Source organism: Hamadaea sp. NPDC051192 (assembly GCF_040682475.1).
In the GTDB taxonomy this organism is placed as follows: Bacteria; Actinomycetota; Actinomycetes; order Mycobacteriales; family Micromonosporaceae; genus Hamadaea; species Hamadaea flava.
Genome location: NZ_JBFBAZ010000102.1, coordinates 13943 through 29174 on the forward strand (window position 1 = coordinate 13943; position 15232 = coordinate 29174).

Annotated in this window: 14 protein-coding genes and 1 pseudogene; 10 read left to right on the forward strand and 5 right to left on the reverse strand. The window is 69.7% G+C overall.

What is annotated here, in order from left to right:
• Positions 1-175: 175 nt before the first annotated feature.
• Entirely contained in the window at positions 176-535 is a 360-nt protein-coding gene (locus AB0M47_RS31000) for a DUF3499 domain-containing protein (protein WP_253760160.1), read from the reverse strand.
• A gap of 207 nt (positions 536-742) precedes the next feature.
• Between AB0M47_RS31000 and AB0M47_RS31005 the strand changes: the two genes are divergently transcribed.
• Positions 743-1090 carry a metallopeptidase family protein gene (locus AB0M47_RS31005; RefSeq protein WP_253763818.1) on the forward strand — a complete coding sequence of 116 codons (348 nt, stop codon included), beginning with the start codon at positions 743-745 and terminating at the stop codon, positions 1088-1090.
• A 55-nt stretch (positions 1091-1145) separates the two neighbouring features.
• Here the strand turns inward: AB0M47_RS31005 and AB0M47_RS31010 are convergent, their stop codons facing one another.
• Positions 1146-2495: an aspartate aminotransferase family protein gene (locus AB0M47_RS31010; RefSeq protein ID WP_363420294.1), complete on the reverse strand. Its 1350-nt coding sequence runs from the start codon at positions 2493-2495 to the stop codon at positions 1146-1148.
• Between the two features lie 82 nt (positions 2496-2577).
• A complete protein-coding gene (locus AB0M47_RS31015; protein ID WP_363420296.1) occupies positions 2578-3054 on the reverse strand; it encodes an Lrp/AsnC family transcriptional regulator in 477 nt (158 codons plus the stop codon).
• A 215-nt stretch (positions 3055-3269) separates the two neighbouring features.
• On the opposite strand from AB0M47_RS31015, the gene AB0M47_RS31020 reads away from it, so the two are divergent.
• From AB0M47_RS31020 to AB0M47_RS31040, 5 genes are all read left to right on the forward strand, one after another.
• A complete protein-coding gene (locus AB0M47_RS31020) occupies positions 3270-4502 on the forward strand; it encodes a spermidine/putrescine ABC transporter substrate-binding protein (protein WP_363420298.1) in 1233 nt (410 codons plus the stop codon).
• A gap of 6 nt (positions 4503-4508) precedes the next feature.
• Positions 4509-5654: an ABC transporter ATP-binding protein gene (locus AB0M47_RS31025; RefSeq protein ID WP_363420300.1), complete on the forward strand. Its 1146-nt coding sequence runs from the start codon at positions 4509-4511 to the stop codon at positions 5652-5654.
• Positions 5651-6571, forward strand: a complete 921-nt coding sequence (locus tag AB0M47_RS31030) for an ABC transporter permease (protein ID WP_363420302.1) — start codon at positions 5651-5653, stop codon at positions 6569-6571. The genes AB0M47_RS31025 and AB0M47_RS31030 overlap by 4 nt, the downstream gene beginning before the upstream one ends.
• A complete protein-coding gene (locus AB0M47_RS31035) occupies positions 6571-7398 on the forward strand; it encodes an ABC transporter permease (protein ID WP_363420304.1) in 828 nt (275 codons plus the stop codon). Before AB0M47_RS31030 ends, AB0M47_RS31035 begins: the two co-directional genes overlap by 1 nt.
• A gap of 328 nt (positions 7399-7726) precedes the next feature.
• The gene (locus tag AB0M47_RS31040; protein WP_363420316.1) at positions 7727-8950 is read left to right on the forward strand and encodes a saccharopine dehydrogenase C-terminal domain-containing protein; all 1224 of its coding nucleotides are present in this window, start codon (positions 7727-7729) and stop codon (positions 8948-8950) included.
• Between the two features lie 76 nt (positions 8951-9026).
• On the opposite strand, the gene gabT is transcribed toward AB0M47_RS31040, so the two are convergent.
• Both gabT and AB0M47_RS31050 read right to left on the reverse strand, forming a co-directional pair.
• The gene (gene gabT, locus AB0M47_RS31045) at positions 9027-10277 is read right to left on the reverse strand and encodes a 4-aminobutyrate--2-oxoglutarate transaminase (protein WP_363420305.1); all 1251 of its coding nucleotides are present in this window, start codon (positions 10275-10277) and stop codon (positions 9027-9029) included.
• 1 nt (position 10278) lies between these two features.
• On the reverse strand, positions 10279-11697 hold the full coding sequence (locus tag AB0M47_RS31050) for an aminobutyraldehyde dehydrogenase (protein ID WP_363420307.1): 1419 nt from the start codon (positions 11695-11697) through the stop codon (positions 10279-10281).
• Positions 11698-11785: 88 nt separating this feature from the next.
• Here AB0M47_RS31050 and AB0M47_RS31055 point away from each other — a divergent pair, with 88 nt between their 5' ends.
• The 4 genes and pseudogenes from AB0M47_RS31055 to AB0M47_RS31070 form a co-directional block, all read left to right on the forward strand.
• A complete protein-coding gene (locus AB0M47_RS31055; RefSeq protein WP_363420308.1) occupies positions 11786-13222 on the forward strand; it encodes an aldehyde dehydrogenase family protein in 1437 nt (478 codons plus the stop codon).
• Between the two features lie 165 nt (positions 13223-13387).
• Positions 13388-14767 (forward strand): phosphomannomutase/phosphoglucomutase, encoded by a 1380-nt coding sequence (locus AB0M47_RS31060; protein WP_363420310.1) that lies wholly within the window; start codon positions 13388-13390, stop codon positions 14765-14767.
• Between the two features lie 9 nt (positions 14768-14776).
• Positions 14777-14971 (forward strand): Trm112 family protein, encoded by a 195-nt coding sequence (locus tag AB0M47_RS31065; protein ID WP_363420311.1) that lies wholly within the window; start codon positions 14777-14779, stop codon positions 14969-14971.
• Between the two features lie 3 nt (positions 14972-14974).
• Positions 14975-15232: pseudogene (locus AB0M47_RS31070) on the forward strand (mannose-6-phosphate isomerase); the annotation flags it as partial.

The window sequence follows — 15232 nt, forward strand, 5'->3', positions numbered from 1 at the left end:
CCTCGTCATGGGGGCGCCCGGTTCGCGTTTCGGTTAAGCGGACTCGTCAGCCGGGTAGGTTCCGCCAGTCGGGCAGGTCCCGTCAGGCGTGCGGCTTCGTCAAGCTTTGCCGGTTCGGTGATTTTCGTCGGTTCGGCGACTTCGCCGATTCGGCGAATTCGTCTCGGCGGTTCCGTCAGTTCGGCGGTGGGACGGCGCGGAGGTGTCCGCGACGACCCGGGGTGGGGGGCAGGGGAGTGCCGTCTTCGGCGATCCGCGTGGCCGGCCGGGCCGCCTCGCGTACCGCCTCGGCTAGGGCGACCAGGTCATCCGTCGTCGGTGGCGGCGTCTCGAATTCGCCGTCGTGCCGGACGAGTTGCCAGCCGCGAGGTGCCGTCAAGTTCCGCGCGTGCGTCTCACAGAGGTCGTACGTGTGCGGTTCCGGATTTATCGCAAGAGGCCCGACAACTGCCGTAGAGTCCGAATAGACATAGGTCAGCGTCGCAACTGCCTGTCTGGGGCATCCGTTGCGAGAACAGCGTCGCGGTGACCTCACGGCCGCTGACGTTAGCGCTTCTCGCACTCCGTCATGGCCCCGACACGCGGAGAACGCTGTGGGTGAACTCGCTCTCGGTCAGCCGACCGGTCAAGCTAGGGTAGCTGCGTGACCGATCCCCGCCATCCCCGCGCCCGCCGCTCGCGTGCGCGACGCGATCGGCACGGCCGCGGCCTCCGGGGCCGACTGGTCCCGGCCAGCGTGCCGATGTCCCGGACGAAGGCCGAGATCTTCGACGACCTGGTGCTCGACACGGTCGAGGGCCTCGAACGGCAGTACAGCAAAGAGCTGGCCGGCGTCGAGTTCGCCGTCGAGGACGTGCCGCCGGACCTCAACGTCTACGACTCCGACGTGCTCGAAGACGGCTCGGTGCCGCTGGCCCGGCTGCTGCCCGGCCGGCCGGGGCGGCACGGCGTACCGCCGCGGATCGTCGTCTATCGGCGTCCGCTGGAGTTCCGGGCGGGCGACCGGGACGACCTCGCCGAACTGGTCCGCGACGTGGTCGTCGAGCAGGTCGCCAACCTGCTCGGAATGAGCCCCGACGACATCCAGTAACCCGCCCGTCCCGCCTCCCGCTAGAGTCGCGCCTCCCGCTAGAGTCCCGCCCCCGCTAGAGGAGGGACCAGGCGTCGGTCAGGACGCTGCGGAGGATCTGCTCCATCTCGTCGAACTGCTGCTGCTCCGCGATGAGCGGCGGGGACAGCTGCACCACCGGGTCGCCTCGGTCGTCGGCCCGGCAGTAGAGCCCGGCGTCGTACAGCGCGTGGGACAGGAAGCCGCGCAGGATCCGCTCCGACTCGGCGTCGCTGAAGCTCTCCCGGGTCGTCTTGTCCTTGACCAGCTCGATGCCGAAGAAGTAGCCGTCGCCGCGTACGTCGCCGACGATCGGCAGGTCGTGCAGCCGGCTCAGGGTGGCCCGGAACGCGTCGCTGGTCGCGGCGACGTGGCCGACGAGGTCCTCCCGCTCGAAGAGGTCCAGGTTGGCGAGGGCCACCGCGCAGCTGACCGGGTGCCCGCCGAAGGTGATCCCGTGGGCGAACATCTGCTTGTCGCCCAGGAACGGCTCGATCAGCCGGTCCGCCGCGATCATCGCGCCGAGCGGGGAGTACCCCGAGGTCAGGCCCTTCGCCGTGGTGATGATGTCCGGCTGGTACGCGTACCGCTGGGCGCCGAAGTAGCTGCCGAGCCGGCCCCAGGCGCAGATGACCTCGTCCGAGACCAGCAGTACGCCGTACCGGTCGCAGATCTCGCGTACGCGCTGGAAGTACCCGGCCGGCGGGGGAAGGCAGCCACCGGCGTTCTGGACGGGCTCCAGGAACACCGCGCACACCGTCTCGGGCCCTTCCCGGAGGATGGCCCGTTCGATCTCGTCCGCCGCCCAGCGCCCGAACTCCTCCTCGTCGTCGCGGCAGAACTCGGGGGCGCGGTAGAAGTTGGCGTTGGGCACCTTGATCGCGCCCGGCACCAGCGGCTCGAAGTCCACCTTGAAGGGCGGCACCCCGGTGAGGCTCAACGCGCCCATGGACGTCCCGTGGTACGCGACGTAGCGGCTGATCACCTTGTGCCGGAGCGGCTGCCCGACGCGCTTGAAGTACGCCCGCGCGAGCTTCCAGGCGCTCTCCACCGCCTCGGAGCCGCCGGTCGTGAAGAAGACCCGGTTCAGGTCGCCCGGGGCGAGGCCGGCGATCCGCTCGGCCAGCTCGACCGCCTTGGGGTGGGCGTACGACCAGAGGGGGAAGTAGGCCAGTTCGCTCGCCTGCTTGGCCGCCGCCTCGGCCAGCTCCTGGCGGCCGTGCCCGGCGTTGACCACGAAGAGCCCGGCCAGCCCGTCGAGGTAGCGCTTGCCGTCGGTGTCCCAGACGTAGCAGCCGTCGCCGCGGACGATCGTCGGCACGGCCGATTCGGCGTACGCGCCCATGCGGGTGAAGTGCATCCAAAGGTGGTCGGTCGGGTTTCCCATGCGACGGTTATCGCATACCATCGCCGGTAGTGGCAACTGAAACCGTGGCAACACACAAAGATCACCACGAAATCCGAAGGGATCACGCGCCCCAGGTGTAGGTCTGCTTGCGCAGCTTGAGGTAGACGAAGATCTCCGCGCTGCTGACCCCGTCGACCGCGCGTACGCGCTGCATGATGGCCAGGAGGTGGTCGTCGTCCCCCGCCACGACCTCCAGCAGGATGTCGAACGAGCCGCCGGTGATCACGACGTAGTCCACCTCGTCGATGGCCGCGATCTGGTCGGCGATCGCCTCCAGGTCGCCGGTCGTCTTCACGCCGACCATGGCCTGCCGGCCCAGCCCCAGCTGGAGCGGGTCGGTGACGGCGACGATCTGCATCACGCCCGCGTCGATCAGCCGTTGAACCCGCTGGCGGACGGCTGCCTCGGAGAGCCCGACCGCGCGCCCGATCGTCGCGTACGGACGGCGGCCGTCCTCCTGCAACTGGGCGATGATCTGCTTGGCGACGTCGTCAAGCAGCGCGTGGTGGGCGTTGTCGAGGTGTTGCCGAACCGCCATCGAACCTCCAGGGCCGAGTCGAACGAAGAAACCGCAATCCTGAACCAAGATTCTCGCGTAATCCGTTGTGGAAGTCGAGAACGACGACGGAATCCCGATGGGGCTTCCGTGCAGGTCAAGCACGTGATGTTGGACATTCGCCGGAGTTACCGCCGGGCTCGGGGAGGGCACTATATTTCGTGAGCCCCCGCACTGCCGTAGAGAAGGAACCTCAGATGCGCTCGTCTTCCCGTAAGCCTCTGTCCCCGGAGGCGAAAGCGCTGCTCGACGTCATGCCGACCCGGCGCGGGTTGCTGCGTGGCGTGGCCGCCGGCGGTGCCTTGGCCCTGACCGGTGGAGCCCTGGCCGCCTGTGGCACCAAGGCCAAGAACCCGACCTCCTCGGCGAGCAGCGCCGCCCCGGCCTGCACGGTCACCGATGTGTCGGCGCAGGAGCGCAAGCTGGTCTTCTCGAACTGGGTCGAGTACCTGGACCTCGACGAGAAGACGGGCAAGCACCCCACGCTGGACGCGTTCAAGGCCAAGACCGGCATCGACGTGACCTACCGCGAGGACATCAACGACAACGACGAGTTCTACGGCAAGATCCGCGCGCAGCTGGCCGACTGCAAGCCGATCGAGCCCGACCTCATCGTCTTCACCGACTGGCTGTCGGCCCGGATGATCAAGGCGAATCAGGTCGCGAAGTTCGAGCCGACCAAGGTGACGGCGTTCCAGAAGAACCTCCTGCCGTCGCTGAAGGGCCGCAGCTACGACCCCGACAACGTGTACGCCGCGCCGTGGCAGTCCGGCTTCACCGGCATCGGCTACAACACCAAGGTCGTCAAGACCCCGGTCAAGAGCGTCGAGGAGCTGTTGACCCGGTCCGACCTCAAGGGCAAGGTCGCGGTGATGACCGAGCTGAACGACACCATGGGCCTGATCCTGCTGTCGCTCGGCAAGGACCCGGCGAACTTCACCTCGGCCGACTACGACGCCGCGCTCGAGAAGCTGAAGAAGGCCGTCGACTCCGGGCACATCCGCCGCGTGGCCGGCAACGACTACCTGCAGGACTTGGCCAAGGGCGACATCGCCGCCTGTATCGGCTGGTCCGGCGACGTGCTCGCGACCGAGGGGAACGTCGAGTACGTCATCCCCGAGGAGGGCCAGCTGTACTGGTCGGACAACATGCTCATCCCGATCAGCTCGACCCACGCCAGCAACGCGATGTCGTTGATCGACTACTACTACGACCCGAAGGTGGCGGCCGAGGTCGCGGCGTGGGTGAGCTACATCTGCCCGGTCGCCGGCGCCCAGGAGGCCATGAAGGCCGTCGACGCCGAGCTGGTCGAGGACAACTTCATCTTCCCGACGGACGCCGAGCTGGCCAAGGCGCACCCGTTCATGACGGTCGACGAGGACGTCCGCAAGGACTACGAGCGTAAGTTCCGCGCCGTGATCGGGGCCTGAGACCGGATGACCGCCCCCGCCACCGGTGGACTCACCCTGACCGCGGTGACCAAGCGCTTCGGCGCGGTCACCGCGGTCGACGACGTCAGCCTCCAGATCCCGGAGGGGTCCTTCTTCGCCCTGCTCGGGGCGTCCGGCTGCGGCAAGACCACCACGCTGCGGATGGTGGCGGGGCTGGACGAGCCGACCGCGGGCGTGATCACCCTGGGCGGGCAGGACATCACCCGGCTGCGGCCCTACCAGCGGCCGGTCAACACCGTCTTCCAGAGCTACGCGCTCTTCCCGCACATGACGGTCGAGCAGAACGTGGCCTTCGGGCTCCAGCAGCGCAAGGTCAAGCGGGCCGAGATCAAGCCGGCCGTCCAGGCGATGCTGGAGCTGGTGCAACTGGCCGACTACGGCCAGCGCCGGCCGGCCCAGCTCTCCGGTGGGCAACAGCAGCGGGTCGCGCTGGCTCGCGCGCTCGTCAACCATCCGCAGGTGCTGCTGCTCGACGAGCCGCTCGGCGCGCTCGACCTGAAGCTGCGCCGCCAGATGCAGATCGAGCTGAAGCGGATCCAGACCGAGGTCGGCCTGACCTTCGTGCACGTCACGCACGACCAGGAGGAGGCCATGACGATGGCCGACACCGTGGCCGTGATGAACGCCGGGCGGATCGAGCAGCTGGGCACGCCCACCGAGATCTACGAGTTCCCGGGCAGCGCGTTCGTCGCCAACTTCCTCGGGCAGTCCAACCTGCTCACCGCGCGGGCGTACGGCCCGTCGGGGGAGGACGTCGCGGTCGAGGCACACGGCTCGCGGTTCGCGGTGCCCGCGGCCCGGTCGCGTCTCACCTCTGGTCCCGCTCTTCTAGGGGTACGCCCAGAGAAGCTGCACTTGTCGGTCGAGGGGGTCCCGGAAGGGCACAACGCGGTGCCCGGGGTCATCACGGACTCCTCCTACGTCGGGGTGTCGACGCAGTACCTCGTGCGTGCGCCGTGGGGCGACGAGCTGGCCGTCTTCGCCCCGAACTCCGGGACGGGCGGCCCGTTGGCGCCGGGTTCCGAGGTGACCCTGCACTGGCATCCGGCGCACTCGTTCCTGCTCGCGCCCGACACCACGCCGGAACCCTCGTTCCTGCTCGCGCCCGACTCCACGCCGGAACCGGCGTGACCGCCGTCATCGCCACCACCTCGGAGGGCGGCCCGACCTACCAGCCCGCGGCCGAACCGGTGGCGGGCGCGAAACGGCGCTGGTGGGTGCCCTACCTCCAGCTCTTCCCGGGCGGCCTCTGGCTGGTGATCTTCTTCGCCATCCCGATCGCGATGCTCGCCCAGTCGACCCTGTGGGATCCGGCCGGCAGCCTGGAGGACGGTTACGAGCTGACCTGGCGCTGGCAGAACTTCACCGACGGCATCAGCACCTACTCCGACCAGTTCGTCCGGTCGCTGGCGTACTCGCTGATCGCGACGGTCGCCTGCTTGGTGATCGGCTATCCGCTGGCGTACGCGATCGCGCTGAAGGCGGGCCGCTGGCGGAATTTGATGCTCATCGCCGTCATCGCCCCGTTCTTCACCAGCTTCCTCGTGCGTACGCTCGCCTGGAAGACGATCCTGTCCGACCAGGGCTGGGTGATGGACGCGCTCCGGCTGACTCCGTTCTTCGGCCCGGACGACCGGCTGCTGGCCACCCCGTTCGCGGTGATCGCCGGGCTGACCTACAACTTCCTGCCGTTCATGGTCCTGCCGCTCTACGCCTCCCTCGGCAAGCTCGATCCCCGGCTGCTCGAGGCGGCCGGCGACCTGTACGCCCACCCGATCAAGTCCTTCTTCCGGGTGACCCTGCCGCTGTCGATGCCGGGCGTCGTCGCCGGGACCCTGATGACCTTCATCCCGGCGGCCGGCGACTACATCAACGCCGAGCTGCTCGGCAGCCCGTCGACCACGATGATCGGCAACGTGATCCAGTCGCAGTACCTGCGGGTCGGCGACATCCCGGTCGCGGCGGCGCTCTCGTTCACCCTGATGGCGGGCATCCTCGTGCTGGTCGGCCTCTACGTCGCGATCTCCGGCACGGACGAGGTGGTGTGATGCGCCGCTTCCGTCGCTGGGTCGCCGACCACTGGGTCATGGGCGTCGGGCTGGTGGTCCTGGCGTACCTGGCGTTGCCGATCGCCGTCATCGCGTTGCTGTCGTTCAACCAGCCGACCTCCAACAAGACGACCTACCTGCTCGACGACTCCGGCGTGCACTGGACGCTGAACAACTGGGCGAACATCTGCAGCGGGGCCGACGACATGTGCGGCTCGCTCGGGGTCAGCCTCCGGATCGGGGCCATCGCCACGGTCATCGCGACGATCCTCGGTACGCTCATCGCCTTCGCGCTCGTGCGCCACCGCTTCCTCGGGCGCTCCGCGGTGAACGTGCTGATCTTCCTCCCGATGGCCACGCCCGAGATCGTCATGGGGTCCTCGCTGCTGACACTCTTCCTGGGTACTGGCGTCGACCCCGGGCTGCCGACTATCGTGATCGCACACGTGATGTTCTGTGTGTCGTTCGTGGTGGTGACGGTGAAGGCGCGGTTGGCGGGGCTCGATCCCCGGCTGCAGGAGGCGGCGATGGACCTCTACGCCAGCCCCTGGGCCACTTTCCGCCGTGTCACGTTGCCGCTGGTCATGCCCGGCATCGTCAGCGCGGCTCTGCTGAGCTTCTCGCTCTCCTTCGACGACTACATCATCACGACCTTCAACAGCGGCCCGGTTCGCACCTTCCCGCTGTTCGTCTGGGGCGCCAACCAGCGGGGCATTCCGCCGCAGGTCAACGCGATCGCCACGGCGATGTTCGCGGTCGCCTTCGTCATCGTCGCCGTCGGGCAACTGCGCAACGCCCGCCGCTCGCGGCGCGCCGCCACCAGCTAGTCCACTCGTCAGCCCGTCCGGCCCTCGCCTGCCATGTCCGCGGCGTGGGGCCGGACGGGCTTACCCGTATCCGGGTGCTGCTTTCGGCGTACCCATCGAAGACTTCGCGGCCCCTGCGCCGAACGCCCGAGGGCGCGCCGCCGGGGAACCACCGCGAAACCGCAGGTAGCCGCACTGCGGGACCGCCGATCGAGGGGCTCGCTCGGCACGCAAAGAACCACACGCGCGGGCATGTGCGAGAGAAGGAGAAGGTGATCGGCTCATGCGAGCCAAAGGATCAAATCTGTGGGCGTCGGCCCTGCGCGATGCAGCACCGACGCCGCACTCGATGCGAGTACTGCTGGTGGGCGCGGGTGGCGTGGGTAGCGCCGCCGCCGCCATCGCGGCGCGCCGCGATTTCTTCGACCGCCTGGTCGTCGCCGACTACTCCGTGGAGCGGGCTCAACGGGCCGTGTCCGGCCTGGACCGGCGGTTCACCGCCGCACAGGTGGACGCCTCGTCGGCCGCCGCGATCGCCGCGCTCTGCCGGGAACATCGCATCACCCACGTGCTGAACGCCGTGGACCCCCGGTTCGTCCTGCCGATCTTCGAGGGGGCGTACGCCGCCGGGGCCGACTATCTGGACATGGCGATGTCCTTGTCGCGGCCGCATCCGTCGGCCCCGTTCGAGAAGACGTGGGTGAAACTGGGCGACGACCAGTTCGCCGCCGATCCACGCTGGGCCGCCGCCGGCCGGCTCGCGCTCGTCGGCATCGGTGTCGAGCCCGGGCTCTCCGACGTCTTCGCCCGGTACGCCGCCGACCAGCTGTTCGCCGAGATCGACGAGATCGGCGTACGCGACGGGTCGAACATCACCGTCGACGGCTACGAGTTCGCCCCCAGCTTCTCGATCTGGACCACCATCGAGGAGTGCCTGAACCCGCCGGTGGTCTGGGAGAAGGACCGGGGCTGGTACACCACCGAGCCGTTCTCCGATCCGGAGGTCTTCGACTTCCCCGAGGGCATCGGCCCGGTCGAGTGCGTCAACGTCGAACACGAGGAGGTCCTGCTGATCCCGCGCTGGGTGGACGCCCGGCGGGTCACCTTCAAGTACGGGCTGGGCGCCGAGTTCATCGACGTGCTGAAGACGATCCACAAGCTCGGCCTGGACTCCACCAACCCCGTACGCGTCGGCGGCGTCGACGTCTCACCCCGGGACGTGCTGGCCGCCCGGCTGCCCGATCCGGCGACGCTCGGCGACCGGATGCGCGGCAAGACCTGCGCCGGCACCCTCGTCACGGGGGTCGGCCTCGACGGCGAGCCGCTGGAGGTCTACCTCTACCACGTCGTCGACAACGAGTGGTCGATGCGGGAGTACGGCCACCAGGCGGTGGTCTGGCAGACCGCGGTCAACCCGGTCATCGCGCTCGAACTGCTCGCGGCGGGCGACTGGCGGGCCACCGGCGTACTCGGGCCGGAGGCCTTCGATCCCGTGCCGTTCCTCGACAAGCTCAAGGAGTACGGGACACCGTGGGGTCTGCGCGTCGGCAGCTCCCAGCTCGCCGCGCACTGAGTCCGCTGTTGGTCGCGGATCAGGGATGTGCAGGCTTCCGAAGCCCTGGGAAGCCTGCACATCCCTGATCCGGTGCCTACTTGGAGACCGACTGGAGGGCGGCGGTGAGGATGTCGAGTCCCCGGTCGAGGACGTCGTCCGGCATCACCAGGGGCGGCAGGAAGCGCAGCACGTTGCCGTAGGTGCCGCAGGTCAGCACGAGCAGCCCGTTCGCGTGGCAGTCGCGTACGACGAGCGCGGTGACGTCGGCGTCGGGCAGTTCGACGGCGATCATCGCGCCGCGGCCGCGTACTTCGGCGATCGCGGGGTGGTTCAGCGCGGACAACCGCGTGGTGATCCGCGAGCCGATGTGCAGGGCGGCGGCTGCGAGGTCCAGCTCGCGCATCGTCTCGATGGCGGCGAGCGCGGCGGCACAGGCGATCGGGTTGCCACCGTAGGTGCCGCCCAGGCCGCCGAGGTGCACACTGTCCATGATGGATGCCCGGCCGGTGACCCCGGCCAGCGGCAGCCCACCGGCGATGCCCTTCGCGGTGGTGATGAGGTCCGGCTCGACCCCCTCGTGCGAGCTGGCGAACCAGTCGCCGGTCCGGCAGAAGCCGGTCTGGATCTCGTCGGCGATGAACACCGCCCCGGCGTCCCGCGTCCACGCGGCCAGCGCGGGCAGGAATCCGGGCGGGGGGACGACGAAGCCGCCTTCGCCTTGGATCGGCTGGATCAGCACGGCCGCCACATTGGACGCACCCACCTGCTTCTCGATCATGTCGATCGCCCGTGCCGCCGCGGCGGGCCCGTCCAGCCCGTCCCGCAGCGGATACGACATCGGGGCGCGGTAGATCTCCGGGGCGAACGGGCCGAACCCGTTCTTGTACGGCATGTTCTTCGCGGTCAACGCCATCGTGAGGTTGGTACGCCCGTGGTAGCCGTGGTCGAAGACGACGATCGCGGGGCGCCTCGTGTGATAGCGGGCGATCTTGACGGCGTTCTCGACCGCCTCCGCGCCCGAGTTGAACAGCGCCGACCGCTTCTCGAAGCCGCCCGGCGTCAGCTCGTTGAGCTGCTCGCAGACGGCCACGTACGCCTCGTAGGGGGCGACCATGAAGCAGGTGTGGGTGAAGCGCTCGACCTGCCGCCGAACCGCCTCGACCACCCGGGGAGCGCTGTTGCCGACGCTGGTCACGGCGATCCCGGCAGCGAAGTCGATCCATTCCCGGCCGTCGACGTCGGTCAGGGTCCCCCCGCTCGCGTGGTCGACGTACGCCGAGAGGGTCGAGCCGACGCCCCGGGCGACTGCGGCCACACGGCGCTGGTGAATCTCCTCGGATTTCACGTCAGCTCCCGAGGTTGTGCATGACGTGCTTGATCCGGGTGTAGTCCTCCAGACCGTACATCGACAGGTCCTTGCCGTGCCCGGAGTGCTTGAACCCGCCGTGCGGCATCTCGGCCACGAGCGGGATGTGCGTGTTCACCCAGACGCAGCCGAAGTCCAGCGCGCGCGACACCCGCATGGCCCGGCCGTGGTCCCTCGTCCAGACGCTGGAGGCGAGCCCGTAGCGGACGCCGTTGGCGAGCGCCACCGCCTCGGCCTCGTCGGCGACCCGCTGCACGGTGATGACCGGCCCGAAGACCTCCTCCTGGACGATCTCGTCGGTCTGCCGCAGCTCGCCGACGACGGTCGGGGCGAAGAAGTAGCCGCGGTCGCCGACGCGTGCGCCGCCGGCGGTCACCGTGGCGTGCCCCGGGAGCCGCTCCAGGAAGCCCTGCACCCGGGCCAGCTGGTTCGCGTTGTTGACCGGCCCGTACAGCACGTCAGGGTCGATGGGCGCGCCGGTGCGCGTACTCCTGGCCTGATCGGTGAGCGCGGCCAGGAAGTCGTCGTGGACGCCCGGCGTGACCAGCACGCGGGTGGCCGCGGTGCAGTCCTGGCCCGCGTTGAAGTAGCCCGCGACCGCGATGGCCTCGGCCGCCGCCGCGACGTCCGCGTCGTCGAAGACCAGCACCGGCGCCTTGCCGCCCAGTTCCAGGTGGGTCCGCTTGAGGTCGGGCGCGGCCGCCGCCGCCACCTCCATGCCCGCGCGAGTCGAGCCCGTGATCGAGACGAACTGGGGCGTGCGGTGCGCGACGAGCTCGCGGCCCGTGTCGCGATCTCCGGTCACCACATTGAGTACGCCGTCCGGCAGGAACTCGGCGGCGATCTCGGCCAGCCGCAGCGTGGACACGGGCGTGGTGTCGCTGGGTTTGAGCACGACGGTGTTGCCGGCCGCGATCGCCGGGGCGAACTTCCAGACCGCCATCATCAGCGGGTAGTTCCACGGGGTGACCTGGGCGCAGACGCCGATCGGCTCGCGCCGCACATAGCTGGTGTGCCCGGCGAGGTACTCCCCGGCGGACCGTCCTTCGAGGACGCGCGCCGCACCGGCGAAGAAGCGCAACTGGTCGACGGCGGGCGGGAGTTCTTCGCTCGTCGTCAGGGCGACGGGCTTGCCCGTGTTCTGGCATTCGAGCGAGACCAGCTCCTCGGCGGCGGCTTCGACCGCGTCGGCGATCTTCAGCAGGGCGCGCTGGCGTTCTGATGGCGTGGTGTCCCGCCACGTCTCGAAGGCCGCGGCGGCGGCCCGCATCGCGCGGTCGACGTCCGCCGCGCCGGAGACCGGCGCGCTCGCGAAGACCTCCCCGGTGCTCGGGTCGATCAGGTCGGCGTGCCGGCCGTCGGCCGGAGCCACCCACTCCCCGTTGATGAAGTTGCGCATAACTCGGTCCATGGGCCATCTTCACCACTGATTTCGTCGTACGCAAGACGCCAGGCCACCGTTTCCGCAATGCACTAGGCTCGAAATCATGGCTGAGCCCTTCTGGATCGCCGGTACGCCGGAGCACGGGACCGACGATCTCGTCGTCACGCATCCCTACGACGGCAGCGAGGTGGGCCGGACCACGCTGGCCACCCCGGAGCAGGTCGACCGTGCGGTGCAGGCGGCGGCCGACGTCGCCGCCGAAGCGGCCGCGTTGCCCGCGGCGGCTCGGGCGGCCGCGCTGGACCACGTCAGCCGTACGCTCGCCGGCCGGGCCGAAGAGGTGGCCCGCCTGATCACGGCCGAGAACGGCAAGCCGCTGATCTGGTCCCGAGCGGAGGTCGGCCGGGCGGTCTCCACCTTCCGCTGGGCCGCCGAGGAGGCGCGCCGGTTCTCCGGGGAGCTGCAACGGCTGGACACCGACGCCGCCGCAGCCGGCCGGATGGCGGTCGTACGCCGCTTCCCGAAGGGCCCGGTCCTCGGCATCACCCCGTTCAACTTCCCGCTGAACCTGGTGGCGCACAAGGTCGCACCGGCGATCGCGGTCGGTGCGCCGATCGTGGTCAAGCCCGCGCCCGCCACGCCGCTGTCGGCGCTGCTGCTCGGCGGCATCCTGGCCGAGACCGAGCTGCCCGCCGGGATGTTCTCGGTCCTGCCGATCGCCAACGACGCCGCGCCCGCGCTGGTCGCCGATCCGAGGCTGCCGGTCGTCTCATTCACCGGGTCCGGCCCGGTCGGCGCGCAGATCCGACGGTCGGTCCCGGACAAGCACGTCACCCTGGAACTGGGCGGCAACGCCGCGGCGGTGCTGTGCGAGGACTGGTCGAGCGAGGCCGACCTGGACTGGGCCGCGCAGCGGATCGCCCTGTTCGGCAACTATCAAGCCGGGCAGAGCTGCATCGCGGTGCAACGCGTGATCGTGCCGGTCGCCTTGGCGGATCGATTCCGCGAGAAATTGGTGGCCGCCGTCGAGGCGCTCAAGGTCGGCGACCCGTTCGGGGACGGCGTACAGGTCGGGCCGGTGATCTCGGAGGCGGCGGCCGAGCGGATCGAGCAGTGGGTCGGCGAGGCGGTCGCGTCCGGCGCCCAGCTGCTCACCGGCGGCAAGCGCGACGGCTCCTCGGTCGCCCCGACCGTGCTCGCCGACGTCCCGGCCGACGCCAAGGCCAGCTGCGAGGAGGTCTTCGGCCCGGTTCTCGTGCTGTCGAGCGTGGCGGACGACGCCTCGGGATTCGCCGCGGTCAACGACTCGGCGTACGGGTTGCAGGCGGGCGTCTTCACGCACGATCTGCAAACCGCGTTCCGGGCGCATCGGGAACTCCAGGTCGGCGGGATCATCGTCGGCGACGTTCCGTCGTTCCGGGCCGACCAGATGCCCTACGGCGGGCTCAAGGGCAGCGGCGTGGGCCGGGAAGGGCTGCGCAGCGCGATGGAGGACTATACCGACGTCAAGGTCATGGTCCTGACCGGCCTCGACCTCTAGCGCTTTCCGGCTCCGACCCTCGCCGCTCGTGCTCCGGCTTTAGCGCTGGATCAGGGTTCCGGGTCGAATCTTGACCCGAGATTCGACCGAGATCCCTGATCCGGCCGCCTCGGCACCGTGGGTCGAGGCGGGGATGTTCCGGGCGACTGACTAGGCTGACGTGTCGTGACGGACCTTTCCGCGATCATCAAGGCCTATGACGTCCGGGGCACCGTCCCCGATCAGCTCAACGAGGACGTGGCGCGGGCCGTCGGCATCGCGTTCGCCCGGGTGCTGGCCGAACAGGGCACCGGAGCCACCGCGGTCGTGGTCGCCCACGACATGCGCGAATCGGGCCCCGGCCTGGTCGCGGCGTACGCCGAAGGCCTCCGGTCGGAGGGGCTCGACGTCGTCAACGTCGGCCTGTGCTCGACCGACGAGCTGTACTACGCCTCGGGCATCCTCGGCCTGCCGGGCGCGATGTTCACGGCGAGTCACAATCCGGCGCAGTACAACGGCATCAAACACTGCTACGCCGGGGCGAAGCCGGTCGGGCAGGAGTCGGGTCTGGCCCAGATCCGGGAGATCGCCCAGGGGCTGCTCGACGACGGCGTCACGATCGGCTCGATCGCGGGCGGCTACACCGAGCGCGACATGCTTCCGGCGTACGCCGAGCATCTGCGCGGCCTGGTCGACCTGTCCGGCATCCGCCCGCTGAAGGTGGTCGTCGACGCCGGCAACGGCATGGGCGGCCACACCGTCCCGGCTGTGCTCGGCGACGCCGTGCTGCCCGCGCTGCCGCTGGACATCATCCCGATGTACTTCGAGCTGGACGGGTCCTTCCCGAATCACGAGGCGAACCCGCTGGAGCCGAAGAACATCGTGGACCTCCAGGCGGCGGTCGTGAAGCACGGCGCGGACCTCGGCCTGGCCTTCGACGGCGACGCCGACCGCTGCTTCGTCGTGGACGCCGACGGCGACCCGGTGTCGCCGAGCGCGATCACGGCCCTGGTCGCGACGCGGGAACTCGCCAAGCACCCGGGCGGCACGGTGATCCACAACCTGATCACCTCCCGGGCGGTGCCCGAGATCGTGACCGAGAACGGCGGGGTCCCCGTGCGTACTCGGGTGGGCCACTCCTTCATCAAGGCGGAGATGGCCAAGACCGACGCGATCTTCGGCGGCGAGCACTCCGCGCACTACTACTTCCGCGACTTCTGGGGCGCCGACACCGGCATGCTGGCCGCGATGCACGTGCTGGCCGCGCTGGGGGAGCAGGACAAGCCGCTGAAGGAGCTCGCGGCCCGGTTCGAGCGGTACGCCGCCTCGGGGGAGATCAACTCCACGGTGACCGACCAGCAGGCCAAGCTCGACGAGGTCAAGCGAGCCTTCGCCGACGAGGACCAGGACGAGCTGGACGGGCTGACGGTGACCTTCGCCGACGGCAGCTGGATCAATCTGCGCCCGTCGAACACCGAGCCGTTGCTGCGGCTGAACGTCGAGGCGCCGTCCGCCGAGCGCGTCGCACAGCTCCGCGACGACGTGCTGGCGATCGTGCGCGGGTAGGCTCTGGCCATGTCTGAGAACCCGGCAGCGACGAACTCGGCGACGCTCGATCCGCAGCTTCTTGAGGTGCTGGCCTGCCCGGCGCCCGATCACGCCCCGCTCGGTTACGACGCGGCGGCGCAGACGTTGACCTGCACGTCGTGCGGCCGGGTGTTCCCGGTCCGCGACGGTCTTCCGGTGTTGCTGCTCGACGAGGTGATCTGAGGGATGGGCGCTCCGATAGACGGTTCGGCCGGCGTACGCGGGCATCGGCACCTCGACGAGGCGCTGCTGGACGACGTCGCCGCGCTCGCGTCGAACGACCCGGGCGGGATGATGCGCGCGACGGCCGGCGCCGGTGCGCAGGTACGCGAGGCGACCGCGCTGACGGCTGAGGTCAATCTCAGCCAGCTGGCCGACGAGGGACGCCCCCGGGCGATCGTCATCGCCGGGGCCGGCACGGCCGCCCGCAGCGGCGACGTCCTC

Coding starts and splice junctions, on each gene's coding strand:
- AB0M47_RS31015 (WP_363420296.1), bottom strand. CDS start 3,054: ATGGCGGTTCGGCAACACCTCGACAACGCCCACCACGCGCTGCTTGAC.
- AB0M47_RS31010 (WP_363420294.1), bottom strand. CDS start 2,495: ATGGGAAACCCGACCGACCACCTTTGGATGCACTTCACCCGCATGGGC.
- AB0M47_RS31035 (WP_363420304.1), top strand. CDS start 6,571: ATGCGCCGCTTCCGTCGCTGGGTCGCCGACCACTGGGTCATGGGCGTC.
- AB0M47_RS31065 (WP_363420311.1), top strand. CDS start 14,777: ATGTCTGAGAACCCGGCAGCGACGAACTCGGCGACGCTCGATCCGCAG.
- AB0M47_RS31005 (WP_253763818.1), top strand. CDS start 743: ATGTCCCGGACGAAGGCCGAGATCTTCGACGACCTGGTGCTCGACACG.
- AB0M47_RS31040 (WP_363420316.1), top strand. CDS start 7,727: ATGCGAGTACTGCTGGTGGGCGCGGGTGGCGTGGGTAGCGCCGCCGCC.
- AB0M47_RS31050 (WP_363420307.1), bottom strand. CDS start 11,697: ATGCGCAACTTCATCAACGGGGAGTGGGTGGCTCCGGCCGACGGCCGG.
- AB0M47_RS31055 (WP_363420308.1), top strand. CDS start 11,786: ATGGCTGAGCCCTTCTGGATCGCCGGTACGCCGGAGCACGGGACCGAC.
- AB0M47_RS31020 (WP_363420298.1), top strand. CDS start 3,270: ATGCGCTCGTCTTCCCGTAAGCCTCTGTCCCCGGAGGCGAAAGCGCTG.
- AB0M47_RS31025 (WP_363420300.1), top strand. CDS start 4,509: ATGACCGCCCCCGCCACCGGTGGACTCACCCTGACCGCGGTGACCAAG.